This is a genomic window from Arcobacter lacus (assembly GCF_003063295.1).
GTDB lineage: Bacteria > Campylobacterota > Campylobacteria > Campylobacterales > Arcobacteraceae > Aliarcobacter > Aliarcobacter lacus.
Map to the genome: position 1 here is coordinate 279,837 of NZ_MUXF01000019.1, position 17,275 is coordinate 297,111.

At 28.8% G+C, this 17,275-nt stretch carries 21 protein-coding genes; 1 reads left to right on the forward strand and 20 read right to left on the reverse strand.

Annotation, left to right across the window (positions count from 1 at the left end; translation table 11 throughout):
- Window positions 1–130: 130 nt before the first annotated feature.
- From B0175_RS10080 to B0175_RS10160, 17 genes are all read right to left on the reverse strand, one after another.
- Entirely contained in the window at window positions 131–718 is a 588-nt protein-coding gene (locus tag B0175_RS10080; protein ID WP_108528438.1) for an FKBP-type peptidyl-prolyl cis-trans isomerase, read from the reverse strand.
- Between the two features lie 22 nt (window positions 719–740).
- On the reverse strand, window positions 741–1,682 hold the full coding sequence (locus tag B0175_RS10085; RefSeq protein ID WP_108528439.1) for a tetratricopeptide repeat protein: 942 nt from the start codon (window positions 1,680–1,682) through the stop codon (window positions 741–743).
- A gap of 4 nt (window positions 1,683–1,686) precedes the next feature.
- Window positions 1,687–2,211, reverse strand: a complete 525-nt coding sequence (locus B0175_RS10090) for an OmpA family protein (protein WP_108528440.1) — start codon at window positions 2,209–2,211, stop codon at window positions 1,687–1,689.
- A gap of 160 nt (window positions 2,212–2,371) precedes the next feature.
- Window positions 2,372–3,664 carry a Tol-Pal system protein TolB gene (gene tolB, locus B0175_RS10095; RefSeq protein WP_108528441.1) on the reverse strand — a complete coding sequence of 431 codons (1,293 nt, stop codon included), beginning with the start codon at window positions 3,662–3,664 and terminating at the stop codon, window positions 2,372–2,374.
- A gap of 4 nt (window positions 3,665–3,668) precedes the next feature.
- On the reverse strand, window positions 3,669–4,400 hold the full coding sequence (locus tag B0175_RS10100; protein ID WP_108528442.1) for an energy transducer TonB: 732 nt from the start codon (window positions 4,398–4,400) through the stop codon (window positions 3,669–3,671).
- A gap of 5 nt (window positions 4,401–4,405) precedes the next feature.
- Window positions 4,406–4,795 carry a biopolymer transporter ExbD gene (locus B0175_RS10105; RefSeq protein ID WP_004509824.1) on the reverse strand — a complete coding sequence of 130 codons (390 nt, stop codon included), beginning with the start codon at window positions 4,793–4,795 and terminating at the stop codon, window positions 4,406–4,408.
- 4 nt (window positions 4,796–4,799) lie between these two features.
- Complete coding sequence (locus tag B0175_RS10110; protein ID WP_108528443.1) at window positions 4,800–5,360, reverse strand: MotA/TolQ/ExbB proton channel family protein; 561 nt, start codon at window positions 5,358–5,360, stop codon at window positions 4,800–4,802.
- Window positions 5,361–5,366: 6 nt separating this feature from the next.
- Window positions 5,367–5,744, reverse strand: a complete 378-nt coding sequence (gene atpC, locus B0175_RS10115; protein WP_004509826.1) for an ATP synthase F1 subunit epsilon — start codon at window positions 5,742–5,744, stop codon at window positions 5,367–5,369.
- Between the two features lie 23 nt (window positions 5,745–5,767).
- Window positions 5,768–7,162, reverse strand: a complete 1,395-nt coding sequence (gene atpD / locus B0175_RS10120) for a F0F1 ATP synthase subunit beta (RefSeq protein WP_004509827.1) — start codon at window positions 7,160–7,162, stop codon at window positions 5,768–5,770.
- A 19-nt stretch (window positions 7,163–7,181) separates the two neighbouring features.
- Window positions 7,182–8,069, reverse strand: coding sequence for an ATP synthase F1 subunit gamma (gene atpG, locus B0175_RS10125; RefSeq protein ID WP_108528444.1), 888 nt, complete (start codon window positions 8,067–8,069; stop codon window positions 7,182–7,184).
- A 10-nt stretch (window positions 8,070–8,079) separates the two neighbouring features.
- Window positions 8,080–9,597, reverse strand: coding sequence for a F0F1 ATP synthase subunit alpha (gene atpA / locus B0175_RS10130; protein ID WP_046992045.1), 1,518 nt, complete (start codon window positions 9,595–9,597; stop codon window positions 8,080–8,082).
- A 21-nt stretch (window positions 9,598–9,618) separates the two neighbouring features.
- Window positions 9,619–10,149 carry a F0F1 ATP synthase subunit delta gene (locus tag B0175_RS10135; RefSeq protein WP_108528445.1) on the reverse strand — a complete coding sequence of 177 codons (531 nt, stop codon included), beginning with the start codon at window positions 10,147–10,149 and terminating at the stop codon, window positions 9,619–9,621.
- Entirely contained in the window at window positions 10,149–10,661 is a 513-nt protein-coding gene (locus tag B0175_RS10140) for a F0F1 ATP synthase subunit B (RefSeq protein ID WP_108528446.1), read from the reverse strand. Before B0175_RS10140 ends, B0175_RS10135 begins: the two co-directional genes overlap by 1 nt.
- Window positions 10,662–10,677: 16 nt before the next feature.
- Entirely contained in the window at window positions 10,678–11,100 is a 423-nt protein-coding gene (locus B0175_RS10145) for a F0F1 ATP synthase subunit B family protein (RefSeq protein ID WP_108528447.1), read from the reverse strand.
- A gap of 117 nt (window positions 11,101–11,217) precedes the next feature.
- A complete protein-coding gene (locus tag B0175_RS10150) occupies window positions 11,218–12,072 on the reverse strand; it encodes a ParB/RepB/Spo0J family partition protein (RefSeq protein ID WP_108528448.1) in 855 nt (284 codons plus the stop codon).
- Between the two features lie 20 nt (window positions 12,073–12,092).
- Window positions 12,093–12,869 carry a ParA family protein gene (locus B0175_RS10155; RefSeq protein WP_108528449.1) on the reverse strand — a complete coding sequence of 259 codons (777 nt, stop codon included), beginning with the start codon at window positions 12,867–12,869 and terminating at the stop codon, window positions 12,093–12,095.
- Window positions 12,866–13,501 carry a biotin--[acetyl-CoA-carboxylase] ligase gene (locus tag B0175_RS10160; protein ID WP_108528450.1) on the reverse strand — a complete coding sequence of 212 codons (636 nt, stop codon included), beginning with the start codon at window positions 13,499–13,501 and terminating at the stop codon, window positions 12,866–12,868. The genes B0175_RS10155 and B0175_RS10160 overlap by 4 nt, the downstream gene beginning before the upstream one ends.
- Window positions 13,502–13,584: 83 nt before the next feature.
- On the opposite strand from B0175_RS10160, the gene B0175_RS10165 reads away from it, so the two are divergent.
- Window positions 13,585–14,478: an AEC family transporter gene (locus B0175_RS10165; protein WP_004509836.1), complete on the forward strand. Its 894-nt coding sequence runs from the start codon at window positions 13,585–13,587 to the stop codon at window positions 14,476–14,478.
- A 4-nt stretch (window positions 14,479–14,482) separates the two neighbouring features.
- Here B0175_RS10165 and fmt read toward each other — a convergent pair whose 3' ends face one another.
- The 3 genes from fmt to obgE are packed head-to-tail and all read right to left on the reverse strand — an operon-like array spanning window position 14,483 to window position 17,265.
- The gene (gene fmt / locus B0175_RS10170) at window positions 14,483–15,382 is read right to left on the reverse strand and encodes a methionyl-tRNA formyltransferase (protein ID WP_210004361.1); all 900 of its coding nucleotides are present in this window, start codon (window positions 15,380–15,382) and stop codon (window positions 14,483–14,485) included.
- Between the two features lie 30 nt (window positions 15,383–15,412).
- The gene (gene proB / locus B0175_RS10175; RefSeq protein ID WP_012147595.1) at window positions 15,413–16,177 is read right to left on the reverse strand and encodes a glutamate 5-kinase; all 765 of its coding nucleotides are present in this window, start codon (window positions 16,175–16,177) and stop codon (window positions 15,413–15,415) included.
- Complete coding sequence (gene obgE, locus B0175_RS10180) at window positions 16,174–17,265, reverse strand: GTPase ObgE (protein ID WP_004509839.1); 1,092 nt, start codon at window positions 17,263–17,265, stop codon at window positions 16,174–16,176. The genes proB and obgE overlap by 4 nt, the downstream gene beginning before the upstream one ends.
- Window positions 17,266–17,275: the final 10 nt, after the last annotated feature.

Sequence of the window (17,275 nt, forward strand, 5' to 3'; positions counted from 1 at the left end):
AAATACCTCTTTATATTGTTAAATTTATTTAAAACTATTTTTTAAAGCTAAAAAACTTAACTCTAAAAAATAGTTTTGCCCAAATGTATAAATACACTTGGGCAAAGAAAAAGTTTTTTGTACTAAAAGATTAGTGACAACCACAACCACCATGAGAGTGTCCGTGGTCATGACCATGGTCATCATTTGAACTACAACAACCACCACCGTGAGAGTGACTATGTCCGCCACCTCCACAACAACCACCACCCATAGCAGCCATTCCACCAACAACACCAGTTTGAACTTCTTCTTCAGTTGCATCTCTTAAACTTAAAATTGCTACTGAGAACATTAAAGTTCTTCCAGCCATTGGATGATTATAATCAATTGTAACATCTGAATCTGTAAAAGATTTTACAACTACTTGTACAGTTTCACCATGTTCACCAGTACCATATAAAGACATACCTTCAACTAACTCAATACCTGCAAATTGTTCTTTTGGTAAAGTTTGAATTGCTTCTTCATTATACTCACCATAAGCATCTTTTGCTTCAACTAATACATCTGCTTCTTCATTTGTAGACATATCTACTAATTTTGATTCTAAACCTGGAATAATTTGTCCTTTTCCAGAAACAAATTCTAATGGTGCTTGACCTACATTTGTATCTAATTGTTCACCAGTTTTTGCATCTTTTAATGTATATTCAATACCTATAACTTTATTTGACATAATATTTTTTCCTTTTTATATTTTATAATTTAGATAATTTAGTTTTTGCTTCTTTTGCTTCAGAAGAGTTTGGATAAAGCTCAATTAAAGTACCATAAAAACTTTTTGCATTTTCTTTATCTTTTACATTCTCAAACGAAATAGCACTATGCAATAATAATGTTGGCATATAAGCTGCTTTGTCATTTAACATTGCAGATTTTTTAAAATGACTTATTGCAGTATCATATTTTTTTCTTTTATACCACATTTCACCCAAATAGAAATTATTTTCCGCTGGTTTATAATTAACTTCAACAAGTTTTTCATATTTTGGAATCGCATTAGTATATGCTTTTGCATCATAATCTTTTTTTGCTTCAGCCATTAACTTAGCCTTGTCTTCAGCTGTTTTAACTTCTCCGATGTTTGTTGCAGAAGAAGAATTATCATCTAATGCTGCTGATTTTGTTTCTGTAGTTTTTGTAGGAGTTACTGAAGATGTTTTCACACCCATAGCTTTTTTTACTGCTTCAAATTCTTCTCTTGTAACAAATTGTTGCATATTTTTTTCTAATTCCGTAGAAGAAACATATTCTGAATTTATTTTATTTACTAGAGCAGTTAATTTTGTAATTGCGGCTTTTAAAGCATTTAAATCTGATTGATTAGCTGTTGAATCACTATTAGAACCTAAATCTGAAGATACACCGTTTTTCTGTAATTCATTCAATTTTGAATTTAATCTTGCAGAATCACCTTCATATGTAGACTCTAAGCCATTTAATCTACTATTTATTGAATTAACCAAGTTATTCATTTCATCTAATTTAGATGATAAATTACTAACACTTGTTTGTGTCTTTAAAATATGTTTTTCAGTAGAAGTAAGGTTATAAGAAGCACTTGAATCTCCATAAACCGAAACCTCTTCGGCTACGGTTAATGAAGTTACTACTAGTAGTAAAGGAAGATATTTTTTCATCAAATTATTTTTCTAATTCGTGCTCAACTCTTCTGTTTTGTGCCCAACAATCTTTTGTTTTTTCAGTACAAACTGGGTTACTTTCACCTAAAGAAACTAAAGAAATGTTAGCAGTTACACCATTAGCAACTAAAACATCTTTAACAGCATTAGCTCTTTTTAAACCTAATGCATAGTTGTACTCATCTGAACCCCATTCGTCAGTATTTCCTAATACTTTAACAGTAGTGTCAGAACTTACAGCTGATAATTTAGAAGCATTTGAAACTGCTTTTTCTTTATTGTCTGCAGTTAAATTGTATTTATCAAAACCAAAATAAACGTGCTCAATTAAAACTCTTTGTCCATTGATCATGTAATAGTTACCATTTGAAGCTTTTTCTAATAAAGTTCCATCTTGGATTGGAGCCTCAACAGATGCTGCATCATTTGCACCAACTACGTTATCTACATCAGCATTTTTTTCACTACAACCTGTAGTAAATAATAAAGCTGAAACTAATACAGAATAAAGACCTAACTTTTTCATTGTTTTTTCCTTGAAATTAAAATTTTCAAGAAATATTACTAAAGTGAAACTTAATTATTGTTTATATTTTGTAGATTATTATAGATAAATTAAAAAATAAAAAAAGATTATAAGAAAGTAATACAATTAATGTAAAATTACATTAATTGTATTGTATATTTTACCAGTCTATAGATTGTATTCTTTTACCAGTTAATGGGAATAGGAACGATTTATTATATTCTAATCTAATAATACCAACCGCACTTGCATCACCAACTGTTTTTATAAATAAAACACTCTGTCCATCTTGAGAAAACTTAGGAAATTGATTTACACCTTGAGATGTTAATCTTTGTAAGCTATCAGTTCTAGTAGAAATTAGATATAAATTGAAACTTTTACCCATCTCATTATCTGAATCTTTACTACTAAAAATTATATTATTTCCATTTGATGTAACTGAAGAGTTATTCTTACTATGAAAAACCATTCTTTCAACAGAACTTGAACCAATTCTTTGTTTAAAAATATTTGGATTTCCTAATCTATCAGAAACAAAAACTATTTCTTTATCATCTTCCACAAATTGTCCACCAACATCAATCCATGTAGGTCCACCAGCAACCTGTTTTTTAGTTTTTGTATTTACATCATATAAAAATATATCTGGTTGTCCAGTAGGAGAAGCAGTAATTAATAATTTAGAACCATCTTTACTTACATCAGAACAAGCTAACATCCCATCTGAATCCATTATAACCTCTTTACTTCTATTATAAATATTTAATTTAACTAAAGTTGGTTTATCATAGTTATAAGAAGTATAATAAATAGTTTTTTGCTCTTTATCTGCCCATTTTGGGAAAATATTAAGACCACCAGTTACAACTTTCTTTTTATAAGTTAAAGAATAATCTCCAATCATAATATCTGATTTTCTTGGTCCATCATATACTGCAAAAACAACAAATTTATCCATCCAAGCAATACTTGGTGCTTTAAAATAATCATTAATTGAAATTGCTGATTTATGTGCTAAAAAAACAAATCTCTCTTCTAATGAAGTTGTAAAGTTTTTTTCTAAAACAAGACCTGAAGCATTTCCTCCTAATGCATTTACTGCATTTAAGTCATACAATTTTGTTTTCAATGTATAATTACCATTTGCTTCTCTTTCAGCTGATAAATTTACAAATAAACTAATACCTTGATTTCTTAAACTTAAATCAGGCATTCCATTATATGAGAATTGACTATTAGAAGTAGCAACATCAAAATGTCCACTAATACCTAAATCATCAGATAAGCTTTTTCTAATTTTACTTAAAGTTCCTTTTTCAGGACTATCAGTTGCAATAGCAACTACAATTTTTGGAAGTACCATTCCTTTTTTAACAATATCTAAATGCCCATCAACTTCTGCAAAAACAGAACCGAACATTAAAGATATAAATAAAAATATTCTAAACATAATTTTATCCTTCAAATTTGAAATCAACAGAATACTTAACAACTTTTCCATTAGGAGGAGTTGGATAAGTAACATTTCTTTGTCCATCTAAATATGCTCTTAAAGATGCATCATAAGAAGCATCACCGGATTCTTTTTGAAATTTATAATCAAATTTTCCATTTTCATCAATCGATATAACTACTTTTGCTACCAAGTTAGTATCTTGAGAAATCGGTGCACCTGATTGTAATATTTCATATATTTTACTTGCATAATCATCATTTTTTTCACCCTTTGAAGAGCTTTTTACTTTTGAATCTGTTGCAGTTTTTTCATCTTCTAACAATCTATCTATTTTAATATTTGTAGATTTCTTTTCTTTCTCAAATTTTGATTTAAATCTTTTTGGATCAATAGATTTTTCAACATTATTAACTTCTTCTTTTACAACTTTTTGTGCTGTCTCTTTTACATTAGCAAACAATGATTTTAAATCAGGTCTTTTTTCATTTGAAGCGGAAGTTGCTTTTTCAACTACTTCTTCTTTTTCAATTATTTTTTCTACTTTTTTTTGAACCATTTTTTTCTCAGCTATTTCTTCTATCATATCAAGTTCAATAGTAGTAGAACTTGGTGTTATATTAACTTGTTCTCTACTTGGAGAAAAGATATAGAGCATAACTAAAATGCAAAAAGAAAAATATATTGTAAATGCAATTATTCCTGAAATTATAAATGAAGTTTTATTTTGCATCTATATTACCCATCTGTAACTAATGCTACTTTAAAAAATCCAGCTTCTTTTACTGATTTTAAAACATAAACAATATCATCATATTTTAAACTTTTATCAGCTCTTATATGAACTGGAGTATTTTGATCTTTTCCATTTGAAAATAGTAAAAAACTATCTGCAAAATTTGCAATTTCTACTTTATTTTTATTTAATGTAACTATTCTATCTTTTGTAATTATAATATCAATTTTTTGAACATCTTGAGTTTGTTGACTTCTACTTCCTGTTGGAAGATTAATTGGTTCTTCAAACTCAATAACAGGTGCTGTTACCATTAATATTGCTAACAAAACTAGCATGATATCAACTAAAGGAGTGATATTTAAATCTGGTTTTTGATTAAAATCATACACTAGATTATCCTTTAGCTATTAAAATTTGTGATTGAGCCTTAAGAAAAATGCTTAATTCATAAACTTTTCTTGAAAGAATCTGATGGAATGTGTAAGCGAAAATTGCCACTAAAATACCTGCAGCTGTAGCAACTAATGCTTCACTAATTGCTGGTGCAATAATTGAAAATGCTACTTTTGATTGATTTGCAAATTTTGCAAATGATTCTAATATACCAATAACTGTACCAAAAAGTCCAATAAATGGTGATGTCGAAGATATTATTGCTAACCAAGAAAGTCCAGAACTTGCATCTTTAATTATATTAATTTCACATGCATGTAGTAACTCTTTTGAAGCTATATTATTTGAACATTTATTAAGTGCAGATAATGGTGAAAATCTAGTCTCTCTTGAAGTTAAAGATTCTAAAGATCTTTTTTCATTGTTAAGAAGTGAATTTAGAACATTATTTCTATGCAAAAAAATCCAAAAAGTAAGTACGATATAAACTGACAATAGTGCTAAAACTATATAAGTTATAGCACTACTATTTGCCAAATAATTTAGTAATGTAGTAATCATGTATTTTTATGCAAATGAATTGATTTTAGCTTCAACTGCCGCAACTGAAATGTTAGAATCTTTTACAGAATTAACTAACTCTTTTGCTGCTTCAATATTTTTAGCAATTTCAGAATCTTTTCCAGCTGTTAATGCAATAGCTCCATCTGCTAAAACATCAACTGATTTCTCATCTACTTTAACATGTCCCCAATTAATAGCAACAGCTTCTGTAGAATCCACTTTTTCAATAACGATAACACCTACAGTTAATGAAGAAACTAATGATGAGTGTCCTGGTAGAACACCGAACTCTCCCTCTTTACCAGGAAGAGTTACAGTTTTCACATCATCATTAAATATTTCTCCATTAGGTGTAACGATTGATAGTTTAATTGTATCCATAGTTATGCCTTAATGGTTTTTTGTTATTTCATTTTCTCAGCTTTTGCTAGAACCTCGTCGATTCCACCAACCATATAGAATGCCATTTCAGGAATGTTGTCATATTTACCATCTAAAATTCCTTGGAATCCTGCAATAGTATCTTTTAATTCAACATATTTACCTGGGCTTCCTGTAAATACTTCTGCAACGAAGAATGGTTGAGATAAAAATCTTTCAATTTTTCTAGCTCTTGCAACAACAAGTTTATCAGATTCTGATAACTCATCCATACCAAGAATTGCAATAATATCTTGTAAATCTTTGTATTTTTGTAATACAGATTGAACACCTCTTGCTGTATTATAGTGTTCTTGTCCGATGATATCAGCACTTAAAATTCTTGAAGTAGAATCTAGTGGATCAACCGCTGGATAAATACCTTTTTCAGCAATTTTTCTATTTAAAACTGTAGTTGCATCTAAGTGAGCAAAAACAGAAGCTGGTGCAGGGTCAGTTAAGTCATCCGCTGGTACGTAAACAGCTTGAACTGAAGTAATAGAACCTTTAGATGTAGAAGTAATTCTTTCTTGTAATTTACCCATTTCTGAAGCAAGTGTTGGTTGGTATCCAACCGCTGAAGGAATTCTTCCTAATAAAGCTGACATTTCAGATCCAGATTGAGCAAATCTAAAGATGTTATCAATAAACATAAGAACATCTAGTCCTTTTTCATCTCTAAAGTACTCAGCCATTGTAAGACCTGTTAATGCAATTCTATTTCTTGCACCTGGTGGTTCACTCATTTGACCATAGCACAGTGCAACTTTATCAAGAACGTTTGAGTCTTTCATCTCATGGTAAAGGTCATTTCCTTCTCTTGTTCTTTCTCCAACACCTGCAAATACAGAGTATCCTGAGTGTTTAAATGCAACGTTATGGATTAATTCCATAATAATAACTGTTTTTCCAACTCCAGCACCACCGAATAGTCCAACTTTTCCTCCTTTTGAATAAGGAGCTAAAAGGTCAACAACTTTGATACCTGTTTCAAACATTTCAGTTTTTGTTGATTGCTCTTCAAAAGTTGGAGCAGATCTATGAATAGACCATCTTTCAGTATCAGCAGGAATTGCAGAACCCTCATCAACTGGATCACCAATAACATTGAAAATTCTTCCTAATACAGCTTCACCAACTGGAACTTTAATTGGTCCACCAGTAGCTATACACTCTTGACCTCTAACTAAACCTTCTGTCATATCCATTGCAATAGTTCTAACTCTACTATCACCAATATGCGCAGCAACTTCTAGTACTAATCTATCTTTACTAGCATCAGCTAATGTAACATCAATAGCTTCATTGATTTCTGGTAAATATCCGTCAAACTCTACGTCTACAACAGGACCCATTACCTGAATAACTTTACCTTTCATACGGGCAGCTCCTTATAAATTATTTTAATGCTTCAACACCACTGATAATCTCTATCAGCTCTGTTGTAATTGCAGCTTGTCTTGCTTTATTGTACTCAACTGTTAAACTATTAACTTTTTCTTTTGCATTTTTACTTGCAGCTTCCATAGCTTGCATTCTAGCACTATGCTCTGCAGCTAAAGAATCAATTAAAGCATAATACATATTGAAATCAATATATTTATCAGTTAATTCGTCTAAAACTTCATCTTCATCTTCTTCTGGTTCAATATTTAACATAGAAGCATTATCTTGAATTTTAACATCATCTAAGCTAATTGGTAATAAATCTCTAACTCTAATTTCTTGAGATAGCATATTTAAAAACCCATTATAAACAATTACCACTTTATCAGTAACTTCATTTTTGAAATCTTCAACAACGTTATGAATAAAATCAGCAGCTCTATCATAATCAGGTGCAGATGATAAATCAGTAGCTTTTTGCTCTATTGTCATTCCTTGGAATGAGAAAAAGTCAACACCTTTTCTTCCAGCAGCTCTTAATCTAACTTTTGTACCTTTTGCTTCATATTCAGAAATTAATCTACTAACAGTCTTAATTGTTGCCATATTAAAACCACCGCAAAGCCCTTTATCAGCAGTTACAAAAACAATATCTACTGTTTTTGGATTATCATTTTGTAAAAATGATCTACCAATATTTCCATCATCTTGAACTTTGCTAACTCTAGCAGCAATATCAGAAAGAACATCATTTATCTTATGTGCATAACTTCTTGCTTGTTCAGACAATTGTCTTGTACGAGTAAGTTTTGCAGAAGACACAAGCTTCATAGCTTTAGTTGTTTTCTGAGTATTTTTAACACTACCTATTTTTAATTTTATCTCTTTTAAGTTAGCCATTGACTAATCCTTAGTTTGCATTGAATACAGTTTTAAACTCTTCTAATGCAGCTTTTAATTGTGTCTCTGTATTGTCATCGATTTTTTGACTTGCTTTAATTGCTTCTAAAATATTTGAATATTTTTGCTCAATAAATGCATGTAATTCAGCTTCAAATCTAACAACATCTTTAACTGCAATATCATTTAAGTACCCTTTAGTACCTGCATAAATAATTACAATTTGTTTTTCAATAACTAATGGTTTATTAACACCTTGTTTTAAAACTTCAACCATTCTTTGTCCAAGTTCTAACTCTCTTCTTGTTGCTTCATCTAAATCTGATGCAAATTGAGCAAACGCTTCAAGCTCTCTATATTGTGCTAAAGATAATTTTAAAGTACCAGCAACTTGTTTTGTAGCTTTAATTTGTGCAGCTCCACCAACTCTTGATACTGATAAACCAACGTTAATTGCAGGTCTAATACCTGAGTTAAATAGGTTAGTTTCTAAGAAAATTTGTCCATCAGTAATAGAAATTACGTTTGTTGGAATATATGCAGCAACGTCTCCAGCTTGTGTTTCGATGATTGGTAAAGCTGTCATTGATCCAGCACCTTTTTCATCTGACATTTTAGCAGCTCTTTCTAATAATCTTGAGTGTAGATAGAATACATCTCCTGGATATGCTTCTCTTCCTGGAGGTCTTCTTAAAATTAATGACATTTCTCTATATGCAACAGCATGTTTAGATAAATCATCATAAATAATTAATGCATGTTTTCCATTATCTCTGAAGTATTCACCAATTGTAACACCAGTGTATGGAGCTAAAAATTGTAAAGCAGATGAATCAGCAGCACTTGCATTTACAACAATTGTATAATCCATAGCACCTGATTCTTCTAATGTTCTAACAACAGAAGCAATAGAAGATGATTTTTGTCCAATTGCAACATAAATACAAATTACATTTTCACCTTTTTGGTTAAGAATTGTATCAATCGCAACTGTAGTTTTACCAGTTTGTCTATCACCAATAATAAGCTCTCTTTGCCCTCTTCCGATTGGAACTAACGCATCAATAGCTTTAATACCTGTTTGTAATGGCTCATGAACTGATTTTCTAGCCATAATTCCAGGAGCTTTTTCTTCAACAAATCTTGTTTCAGTAGCAGCAATAGCACCTTTACCATCAATTGGCTCACCTAAAGCATTTACAACTCTTCCAACTAAAGCTTCTCCAACTGGTGTTTCTAAAAGTTTTCCAACTCTTTTACAAGAAGTACCTTCTCTTAAACCTTCACCTTTTCCAAGTATAACAACCCCAACAGAAGATTCTTCTAAGTTTGAAGCAAGACCTTTCTCACCATTTTCAAACTCAACAATTTCTCCAGCCATTACATTTTTTAGACCGTAAACTTGAGCAATACCATCCGCATAAGAGATGATTTTACCAGTTTCATTTACATCTACATTTAATTCAAAGTTATCAATTCTTTCTTTAATTATAGAACTGATTTCATCAGCTTGAATTTTTGCACCCATTCAATTTCTCCTTTATAAGTTCTAAACTGCTTTTAAAATATGATCAATTAACTGAGATTTTAATCTATCTTTAGAAAAAGATATTTCAACCCCAAGTCCATCAATATCAACTTTAATACCATCATAATCACAAACATTTTGTGATAAAGATAATTTAACATCAAATTTTTTACTAAATTGTTTTTCAATTGATGATATATAATCACTTGATAATTGTTGATTAGTATAAACAACACCTACATAATTGTTATTCATTTTTGCAAGTTCGATGTTTAAATCTTTTGCAATAAATGGTAATAAATCTAATCTTCTCTTTTCACCAAGCAATTTAATAAAATTATTTAATGAATTATCAGTACCATCAATAAAAGAAATTATTAAATCAATTTTTGATTTATCAGAAATTTCTGGTGAAGATATAATAGAATTAAATTTTTCATCAGCAAAAGCTGAAGATATTTGATTTAATTTACTACTGATAGTGTTAATTGATTCACCATTTCTACCATCAATTAATGCTTTTACATATCTTTTTGCTACTAAATCTTTCATTACGCTACCTTCTTAAGAACAACATCTACTAACTCTTGTTGAGTTAATTTAATATTTTCAGAACTTAATAGCTCTTCAAGAACTTCAGCAACAACTTGTTTTTTAGCTTTTGATGTTTCAATTTTTATCATCTCTTCTAAATTTTTATTTAGATTAGTAATATCTGCATCAACAGCAGTTGTAACTTTTTGTTTAACTGAATCAATATCAGCTTTTGCACCTTCAATGATTTCAGCAGCAAGTTTTCTTGCTTCTTCTAACTTTTTTTGTGCATCTGTAACTTTATCTTGAGAAGCTTTTAAAGTTTCTTGAACTTTATCAAGTTCTGCTTGAATAGATAAAGTTCTATTAGCAAAAAATGCTTTAATTTTATCAGCAATTAAATACCATAAAATCGCAGCAAATATAATAAAGTTAACGGTTCTTTGTACTATATCAGTTTCTACCGCACCTTCGCTTGCAAATAATGCAACAGGAGCTAAAGCTAACCCAAGTAATAACATTCTTTTCATATTTTCAATCCCCTTATTAAATCGAGCTAAGCTTAGCTTTTAAGCTCTCGTTAAATTGAGGCATTGATGATATTAAAGAATCCTTTAATGCTTTAGTTTCATCTTGTAAGTTTTTAGCAAATTCAGCAGATTTTGCTTCTAAATTCAATTTAGCACTTACAAGTTTCGCATCAGCACTCTCTTTTGCTTCCTTATACGCTTGTTCTCTAATTACAGCTGCTTCTTTTTTAGCTTTAGAAATGATTTCATTTGCTTCAGCTAACATCCCTTCTACATCAGCACCGTTTGATTTTGCATCTTCTAAATCTTTTTTTATAGAAGATGTTCTTTCATCCATGTGTTTTAATAGTGGTTTGAAAAGACAACTGTTTAGTCTAGCAACAACTAAAAGAAAGATGATACCAGAGCTAAGCAATAATACAGGACTTATGTCTAACATTCATTCCTCCATATTTTTTACAGTTTAGTTTAACTAAAACGCTAATATTCTAACAAAATAAAATATAAAAAAATATTAAAGGAGTGAATAAGAGTCTAGTTTTTTTAAAAAGTTTTACTATTGTATATTAAAGTAACTAGATATTTTATCTATATCTTCTTGTGAGTTGAATTCAATCTTAAAGTAATTTTTTTCAGTTTTTACTTTTAAATTATTTTCTTGTAATTTTTGTACTATATTATCTAAAGAAGTAAAATTATATTCAGATGCAGGTTTTACTTTTTTTGGTTTATCTTCTTTTTTTTCTTTTATTTCTTTAACTAATTTTTCAGTTTCTCTAACAGAAAGTTTTTGTCCAATGATAGAATCACAAATCATTTTTTGTTCATCATTATCAAGTCCTAACATTATTTTTGCATGACCAGCACTAATTTTATCTGTTGCAAGAAATTGTTGAACATAAGAATTTAATTGTAATAATCTTAAAGTATTAGTTATAGAAGTTCTACTTTTAAATACTTTTTTTGATAATTCTTCATGAGTAATATTATGTTCATTTAATAATTGTGCATAACAAAATGCCAATTCAATAACATTTAAATCATCTCTTTGAATATTTTCAATTAATGCTAATTCTCTTAATTTTAATTCTTCAGCATCTACAACAATTGCTTTTATTTCTTCAATTTGAGCTAACTTATGAGCTCTTAATCTTCTTTCACCTGCAATTAAAGTAAAAGTTCCATCATCATTTTCAACAACTACTATTGGTTGTAATAATCCATGTTCTTTTATTGATTCACTTAATTCTTGTAATTTTTCTTCATCAAATATTTTTCTTGGTTGATTTGGATTGGCTTTAATCAATGAAACATTGATTTTTCTTATCCCAGATTTAACATTGCCTGTTGAATTCTCATAAGCAGATTCAACTTCACCTAACAATTCTCCTAATCCTCTACCTAAAGCCATATTGTTTCCTATAAATAAAATTATCCTGTGATTGCTTTTGCTAAATTAACATAAGCTTTTGTTCCAATAGAATTTGTATCATAAAGCATAATTGGTTTACCAAAACTTGGACTCTCTGCAAGTTTAATATTTCTTGGAATAACAACATAAGAGTCATCATCAATTTTAAATAATTTATTCTCAAAATGCTGTGCTAAATCAGCAAAAACTTGTTTTGATAAATTATTTTGAGAACTATACATAGTTGGTAAAAATCCTCTTATTTGTAAAGACTGATTTATTGTTTGTTTTACCAATTTTATTGTATTCAATAATTGTGCAAGTCCTTCTAATGCAAAAAACTCACATTGAATAGGAATTAAAACAGAAGTAGATGCACTTAGAGTATTAATTGTTATTGGTCCAAGTGCAGGAGGAGAATCTATAATTATATAATCATAATCACTTTTAACTGTATCAATTTTTCTTTTTAATACAAGTTCTCTCTCTTTAGTATTTTTATAAAACTCTTTTTCAATTCCAACAAGACCAATATTTGAAGGTGCAACTTTTAAATTTTCTATTTCCGAATCTAAAATAATTTCATTTAATTCTTTTGTACCTAACATTACATGATAAATATTGTATTCATAAGTATCTCTATGAAACCCTAAAGATGTAGTTGCATTTGCTTGAGGATCAGCATCTATTAATAGAACTTTTTTTCCCTCAAGTGCAAGAGCAGCACTTAAGTTTACAGCAGTAGTAGTTTTACCAACTCCACCTTTTTGATTAGCTATTGAAATAATTTCTGTCATCTTAGACTAAACACCTTTTCATTATTTATTTCTATGGAACCATCATCATTTAAAATTGCATTTTCTAAAGAGATTTTTTGATTATCAATGGTTGTTCGGAATTTCTTACTTTTTTCAAATTCTATCTTAAAATCACTAAATATTTGCTTCCATGAAATATTTTTTTCAATTTCAAAAAAATACTTTTGTAAAACTTCATCTATATTTATTTTTATATCAAGCTTATCATACTCTTTTTCAACATCTACAAGATTTAACCCTATTCCACAAAAAATCAAATTTTTGGACATAGATGTTATAGTTCCTCCAATCTTTTTATCTTTCATATAAAAATCATTTGGCCACTTTATCCAAACTTTTGAACCTAAATTTTTTAAAATAATTTTTAATATAAATGTAAAATATATAGAAGTACTTTGAAGAGGTAAATCATTTGGTAAAGAATTTATATCTATTACAAAAGAAAAAAATAAATTTCCTTTCTTCCCTATCCAAGAATTTCCTCTACTTCCAATTCCTTGTGTTTGCAAATCTGTAACTATACACAAAGGATTTGTATATTCATTTTTTGAAATATACTCTTTTAAATATTTATGTGTTGAATCAACTTCATCTAGTCTTACTATTTTCATTTGGAGATTATATATAATTAAATTGGAAGATTATATTAATTATAATCAAGCTTTTATTTCAAAATTTCAAAAAAGGTTAAGAAGTGTTAGACCCAGTTTTACCAATAGCTATTTATTTAGTTTTAGGATATTTATTTAAAGTTATTTATCAGGATAATTCTAAACAACTTATTGATTTTGTTATATATTTTTCACTTCCAGCTATTGTTTTTTCTAAAATTTATCCTCTAATTCTTGACCAAAGAATCGTTGGATTAGTCTTAATGTTTATGTGTTTCATTTTAGTTAATCTCTTTCTTGCTTATTTAATTGGTAAATTAATGAGATTAAATAGAACTTATTTTGCTACATTTATGATTATGGCAACATTTGGGAATACCTCTTTTATAGGTTTTTCTTATATAGACGCATTTTACGGTCAAGACTACATAGTTTATGGTTTGATATATGATATTTTTGGTTCTTTTTTACTTTTAATATCAATTGGAATGTTTATAATTACATGGGGAAATGGTAAAAAAAATAGCCTAAAATTGATTTCTAAATCAATTTTTTTATTTCCGCCAGCAATTATGTTTTTTGTTACTTTGATATTAAAAAATTTTGAAATACCAAACTTTTTAATGCTAACATCAAAAACTCTTGGTTCAACTTTAGTTCCTCTTGCTATGATTGCAATTGGTATGAAATTGGAACTAAAAAATATTTTTGCACGATTACATATAGTTTCTGTTGCAATGATTTTAAAAATGATTGTATTTCCGATAATTATTTTAATTGGATTCAAATATTTTTATGGAATTGATCAAACTTGGGTAAAAGTTACTATCATAGAAGTTGCGATGCCACCGATGACTATGGCAACAGTTTTAGCAATAAAAGGTGGATTGGATGAAAAAATTGCTATAAATTCCCTTGTTTTGGGAGTTTTATTAAGCCTTATTACAATTACTATGTTTACTACATATTTAGCGTAATTTTTTACGCTAAAATATCGCCAATTTCTACTCTTTGTCCTCTTACAAAATCAACAGAATTTATAGCTTTTTTAGATGGAGCTTGTAAAGTTTTTATTTTTAAACTGCCTTTTTTACATCCAACAATTATATAATCTTTACAAATATCTAAAATTTTTCCAGCTTCATTTTGTGAAGTTTCTTCTATCAATTCAATATCTTTTAATTTCAGTTCTGATTCTAAAAAAATTCCTGGCCAAAAAGAGTAAGCTTTATATTTTAGAAAAAGATTTTTTGCATCACTAAAATCAACTAAACCATTCTCTTTTTTTATTTTTTTACAAAAGCTTACTTCGCTTTCATTTTGTTTTATTGGATTTAATCTATCAAAATTATCTAAAGTTGTTATCGTAAGGTCTGCTGCAATTAAAGATAATTTAGAAAAAGCTTCAGAAACTTCCATCGTAGGAGTTATTTTTAGATATTGTAAAGCTAAAATATCTCCACTATCAAGCCCTTCTTCCATAAACATAGAAGTAACACCAGTAAAGTTATCATCATTTAAAAGTGATTCTTGAATAGGACTTGCTCCTCTATACTTAGGTAAAAGAGAAGCATGTAAGTTTATGCAAGGAGCAAGTTTTAGAATCTCTTTTGGTAATATTTGCCCATAAGCTGCAACAATTATAAAATCAGGTTTTAACTCTTTTATAACTAGATAAGCAGCTAAATTATCTCTTAATTTTTCAGGCTGAAAAATAGGAATATTTATACTATTATCAATACAAAATTGTTTTATATCAGGAGGCGTTAAAACTTGTTTTCTTCCAACTGGTTTATCAGGTTGAGTAAATAATCCTATAACTTCATAATTACTACTTAATAACTTTTTAAAAATCTCAGTTGCATAAGAAGGTGTTCCCATAAATAGAACTTTTTTTTCCAAAATTTATCCTTATTTTTTAAAAATTGTTCCACTATTATGATTATTTTCAACTAAAAAATCATAAGCATTTGTCAAATCAAATCCACTGCTTAGATACATAGGAATATTCTTTTGCATTAAAAAATCAGCAGCTTTTAGTTTTGTTACTATTCCACCTGTTGCAAATTTCGAATTTGCACTAGGAACTTTTTCTAACTCTTCTTGAGAAATTTCATTTACAATCTTTTGAAGTTTTGCATCACTAAATTCTCTTGGATTTTTGTCATAATATCCATCAATATCCGTTAAAATTGCTAACATATCTGCTTTAAAATAGTGTGTTATATAAGCTGCAAGTTGATCATTGTCACCAATAAGTTCTTCAGTTGCAATAACATCATTTTCGTTTATAATAGGCAATATCTTATTTTTAAGTAGATTTTCCATAACATTTTTAGCATTTTTAGATCTTTTTCTTGAATCAAAATCATCTGCTATAAAAAGCATTTGTGCAGCTGTTATACCATATTCTTCAAACATTTCTTGATATGTTTTCATCAATTTTGGCTGACCAATTGCTGCAAGAGCTTGTTTATTTGCAAGAATTTTTTTATCAAGTTGTAAGACAGTATATCCAGCACCAACAGCACCAGAAGATACTAAAATAACTTCTAGATTTTTTTCATTTTTTAATTTTGCAATCAATTTTACAAGATTTTGAATTCTATCCAATGCTAGTTTTTTATTATCTTCTGTTAAAACTGCTGTTCCAACTTTTATAACCAATCTTTTCATTTATCTTGTCCTAGCAACTCATAAAGTGCAAATTCAAGTTGTTTTATATTATATTTAGTTAAAGATGAAATAGGTAAAACAAAATAAGGTTTACTTTTATCAAATCTAGAATAGATTGTATCTTGAACAAAATATGGGTATTCAGTTTCAAATTTAAATTCATTTGAGTTACTTTGTTCTAAGCCTATTTCTTTTATAAAATTTTTTATATCTTCTTCTAAATTTTCACCATAATATCCATCAATTTTACTTAAAGCAATTGCATAATTTCTTTTTGATAATTCATTTGAAAATTTAGCAACTTCCTCTTTTAAAACTTGATATTGATCAATCATTGTTCTATAATTTGCAACATCAATTACAAAAAGTAAAGTTTTTGTTCTTTCTATATGTTTTAAAAACTCTAAACCAAGACCTTTTCCATCACTTGCACCATCAATAATTCCTGGAATATCAGCCATAACAAAAGAGTTATAATTTCCAACTTCAACAACTCCTAATTTTGGAGTAAGTGTTGTAAATTCATAGTTTGCAATTTCAGGAGTTGCATTTGATGTTACAGATATCAAAGTAGATTTACCAACATTTGGATAACCTACAAGTCCAACATCTGCGATTAGTTTTAACTCTAATCTTATATTTTTTGTAGAACCTGGAAGTCCTGGTTGAAAATATGTCGGTCTTTGATTTCTAGAATTTTTAAAGTGAACATTTCCAAGTCCACCTTTTCCACCTTCTAAGAATAAAATTTTCTCTCCATTTTCAAGTAAATCAAATAAAACTTCATTTGTTTCATCATCTATTACTTGAGTACCAGGAGGTACCACTAAAACTAAGGAATCACCAGATTTTCCAGTCATATTCCCACCCATTCCTTGTTTACCATTTTCCGCTTTGAAAAGCTTTCGCCCTTTATAGCTTGATAATGTATCTGTGTTATTATCTACTAAAAAATAGACATTTCCACCTTTTCCACCATCCCCACCATCAGGACCTCCTTGAACAACAAACTTTTCTCTTCTAAATGATGCACAACCTTGTCCACCTTTTCCAGATATAACAGTAAATTTAGCACTATCTATAAACATATTAATTTCC

Coding starts and splice junctions, on each gene's coding strand:
- B0175_RS10080 (WP_108528438.1), bottom strand. CDS start 718: ATGTCAAATAAAGTTATAGGTATTGAATATACATTAAAAGATGCAAAA.
- B0175_RS10085 (WP_108528439.1), bottom strand. CDS start 1,682: ATGAAAAAATATCTTCCTTTACTACTAGTAGTAACTTCATTAACCGTA.
- B0175_RS10090 (WP_108528440.1), bottom strand. CDS start 2,211: ATGAAAAAGTTAGGTCTTTATTCTGTATTAGTTTCAGCTTTATTATTT.
- tolB (WP_108528441.1), bottom strand. CDS start 3,664: ATGTTTAGAATATTTTTATTTATATCTTTAATGTTCGGTTCTGTTTTT.
- B0175_RS10100 (WP_108528442.1), bottom strand. CDS start 4,400: ATGCAAAATAAAACTTCATTTATAATTTCAGGAATAATTGCATTTACA.
- B0175_RS10110 (WP_108528443.1), bottom strand. CDS start 5,360: ATGATTACTACATTACTAAATTATTTGGCAAATAGTAGTGCTATAACT.
- atpC (WP_004509826.1), bottom strand. CDS start 5,744: ATGGATACAATTAAACTATCAATCGTTACACCTAATGGAGAAATATTT.
- atpD (WP_004509827.1), bottom strand. CDS start 7,162: ATGAAAGGTAAAGTTATTCAGGTAATGGGTCCTGTTGTAGACGTAGAG.
- atpG (WP_108528444.1), bottom strand. CDS start 8,069: ATGGCTAACTTAAAAGAGATAAAATTAAAAATAGGTAGTGTTAAAAAT.
- atpA (WP_046992045.1), bottom strand. CDS start 9,597: ATGGGTGCAAAAATTCAAGCTGATGAAATCAGTTCTATAATTAAAGAA.
- B0175_RS10135 (WP_108528445.1), bottom strand. CDS start 10,149: ATGAAAGATTTAGTAGCAAAAAGATATGTAAAAGCATTAATTGATGGT.
- B0175_RS10140 (WP_108528446.1), bottom strand. CDS start 10,661: ATGAAAAGAATGTTATTACTTGGGTTAGCTTTAGCTCCTGTTGCATTA.
- B0175_RS10145 (WP_108528447.1), bottom strand. CDS start 11,100: ATGTTAGACATAAGTCCTGTATTATTGCTTAGCTCTGGTATCATCTTT.
- B0175_RS10150 (WP_108528448.1), bottom strand. CDS start 12,072: ATGGCTTTAGGTAGAGGATTAGGAGAATTGTTAGGTGAAGTTGAATCT.
- B0175_RS10155 (WP_108528449.1), bottom strand. CDS start 12,869: ATGACAGAAATTATTTCAATAGCTAATCAAAAAGGTGGAGTTGGTAAA.
- B0175_RS10160 (WP_108528450.1), bottom strand. CDS start 13,501: ATGAAAATAGTAAGACTAGATGAAGTTGATTCAACACATAAATATTTA.
- fmt (WP_210004361.1), bottom strand. CDS start 15,382: ATGGGAACACCTTCTTATGCAACTGAGATTTTTAAAAAGTTATTAAGT.
- proB (WP_012147595.1), bottom strand. CDS start 16,177: ATGAAAAGATTGGTTATAAAAGTTGGAACAGCAGTTTTAACAGAAGAT.
- obgE (WP_004509839.1), bottom strand. CDS start 17,265: ATGTTTATAGATAGTGCTAAATTTACTGTTATATCTGGAAAAGGTGGA.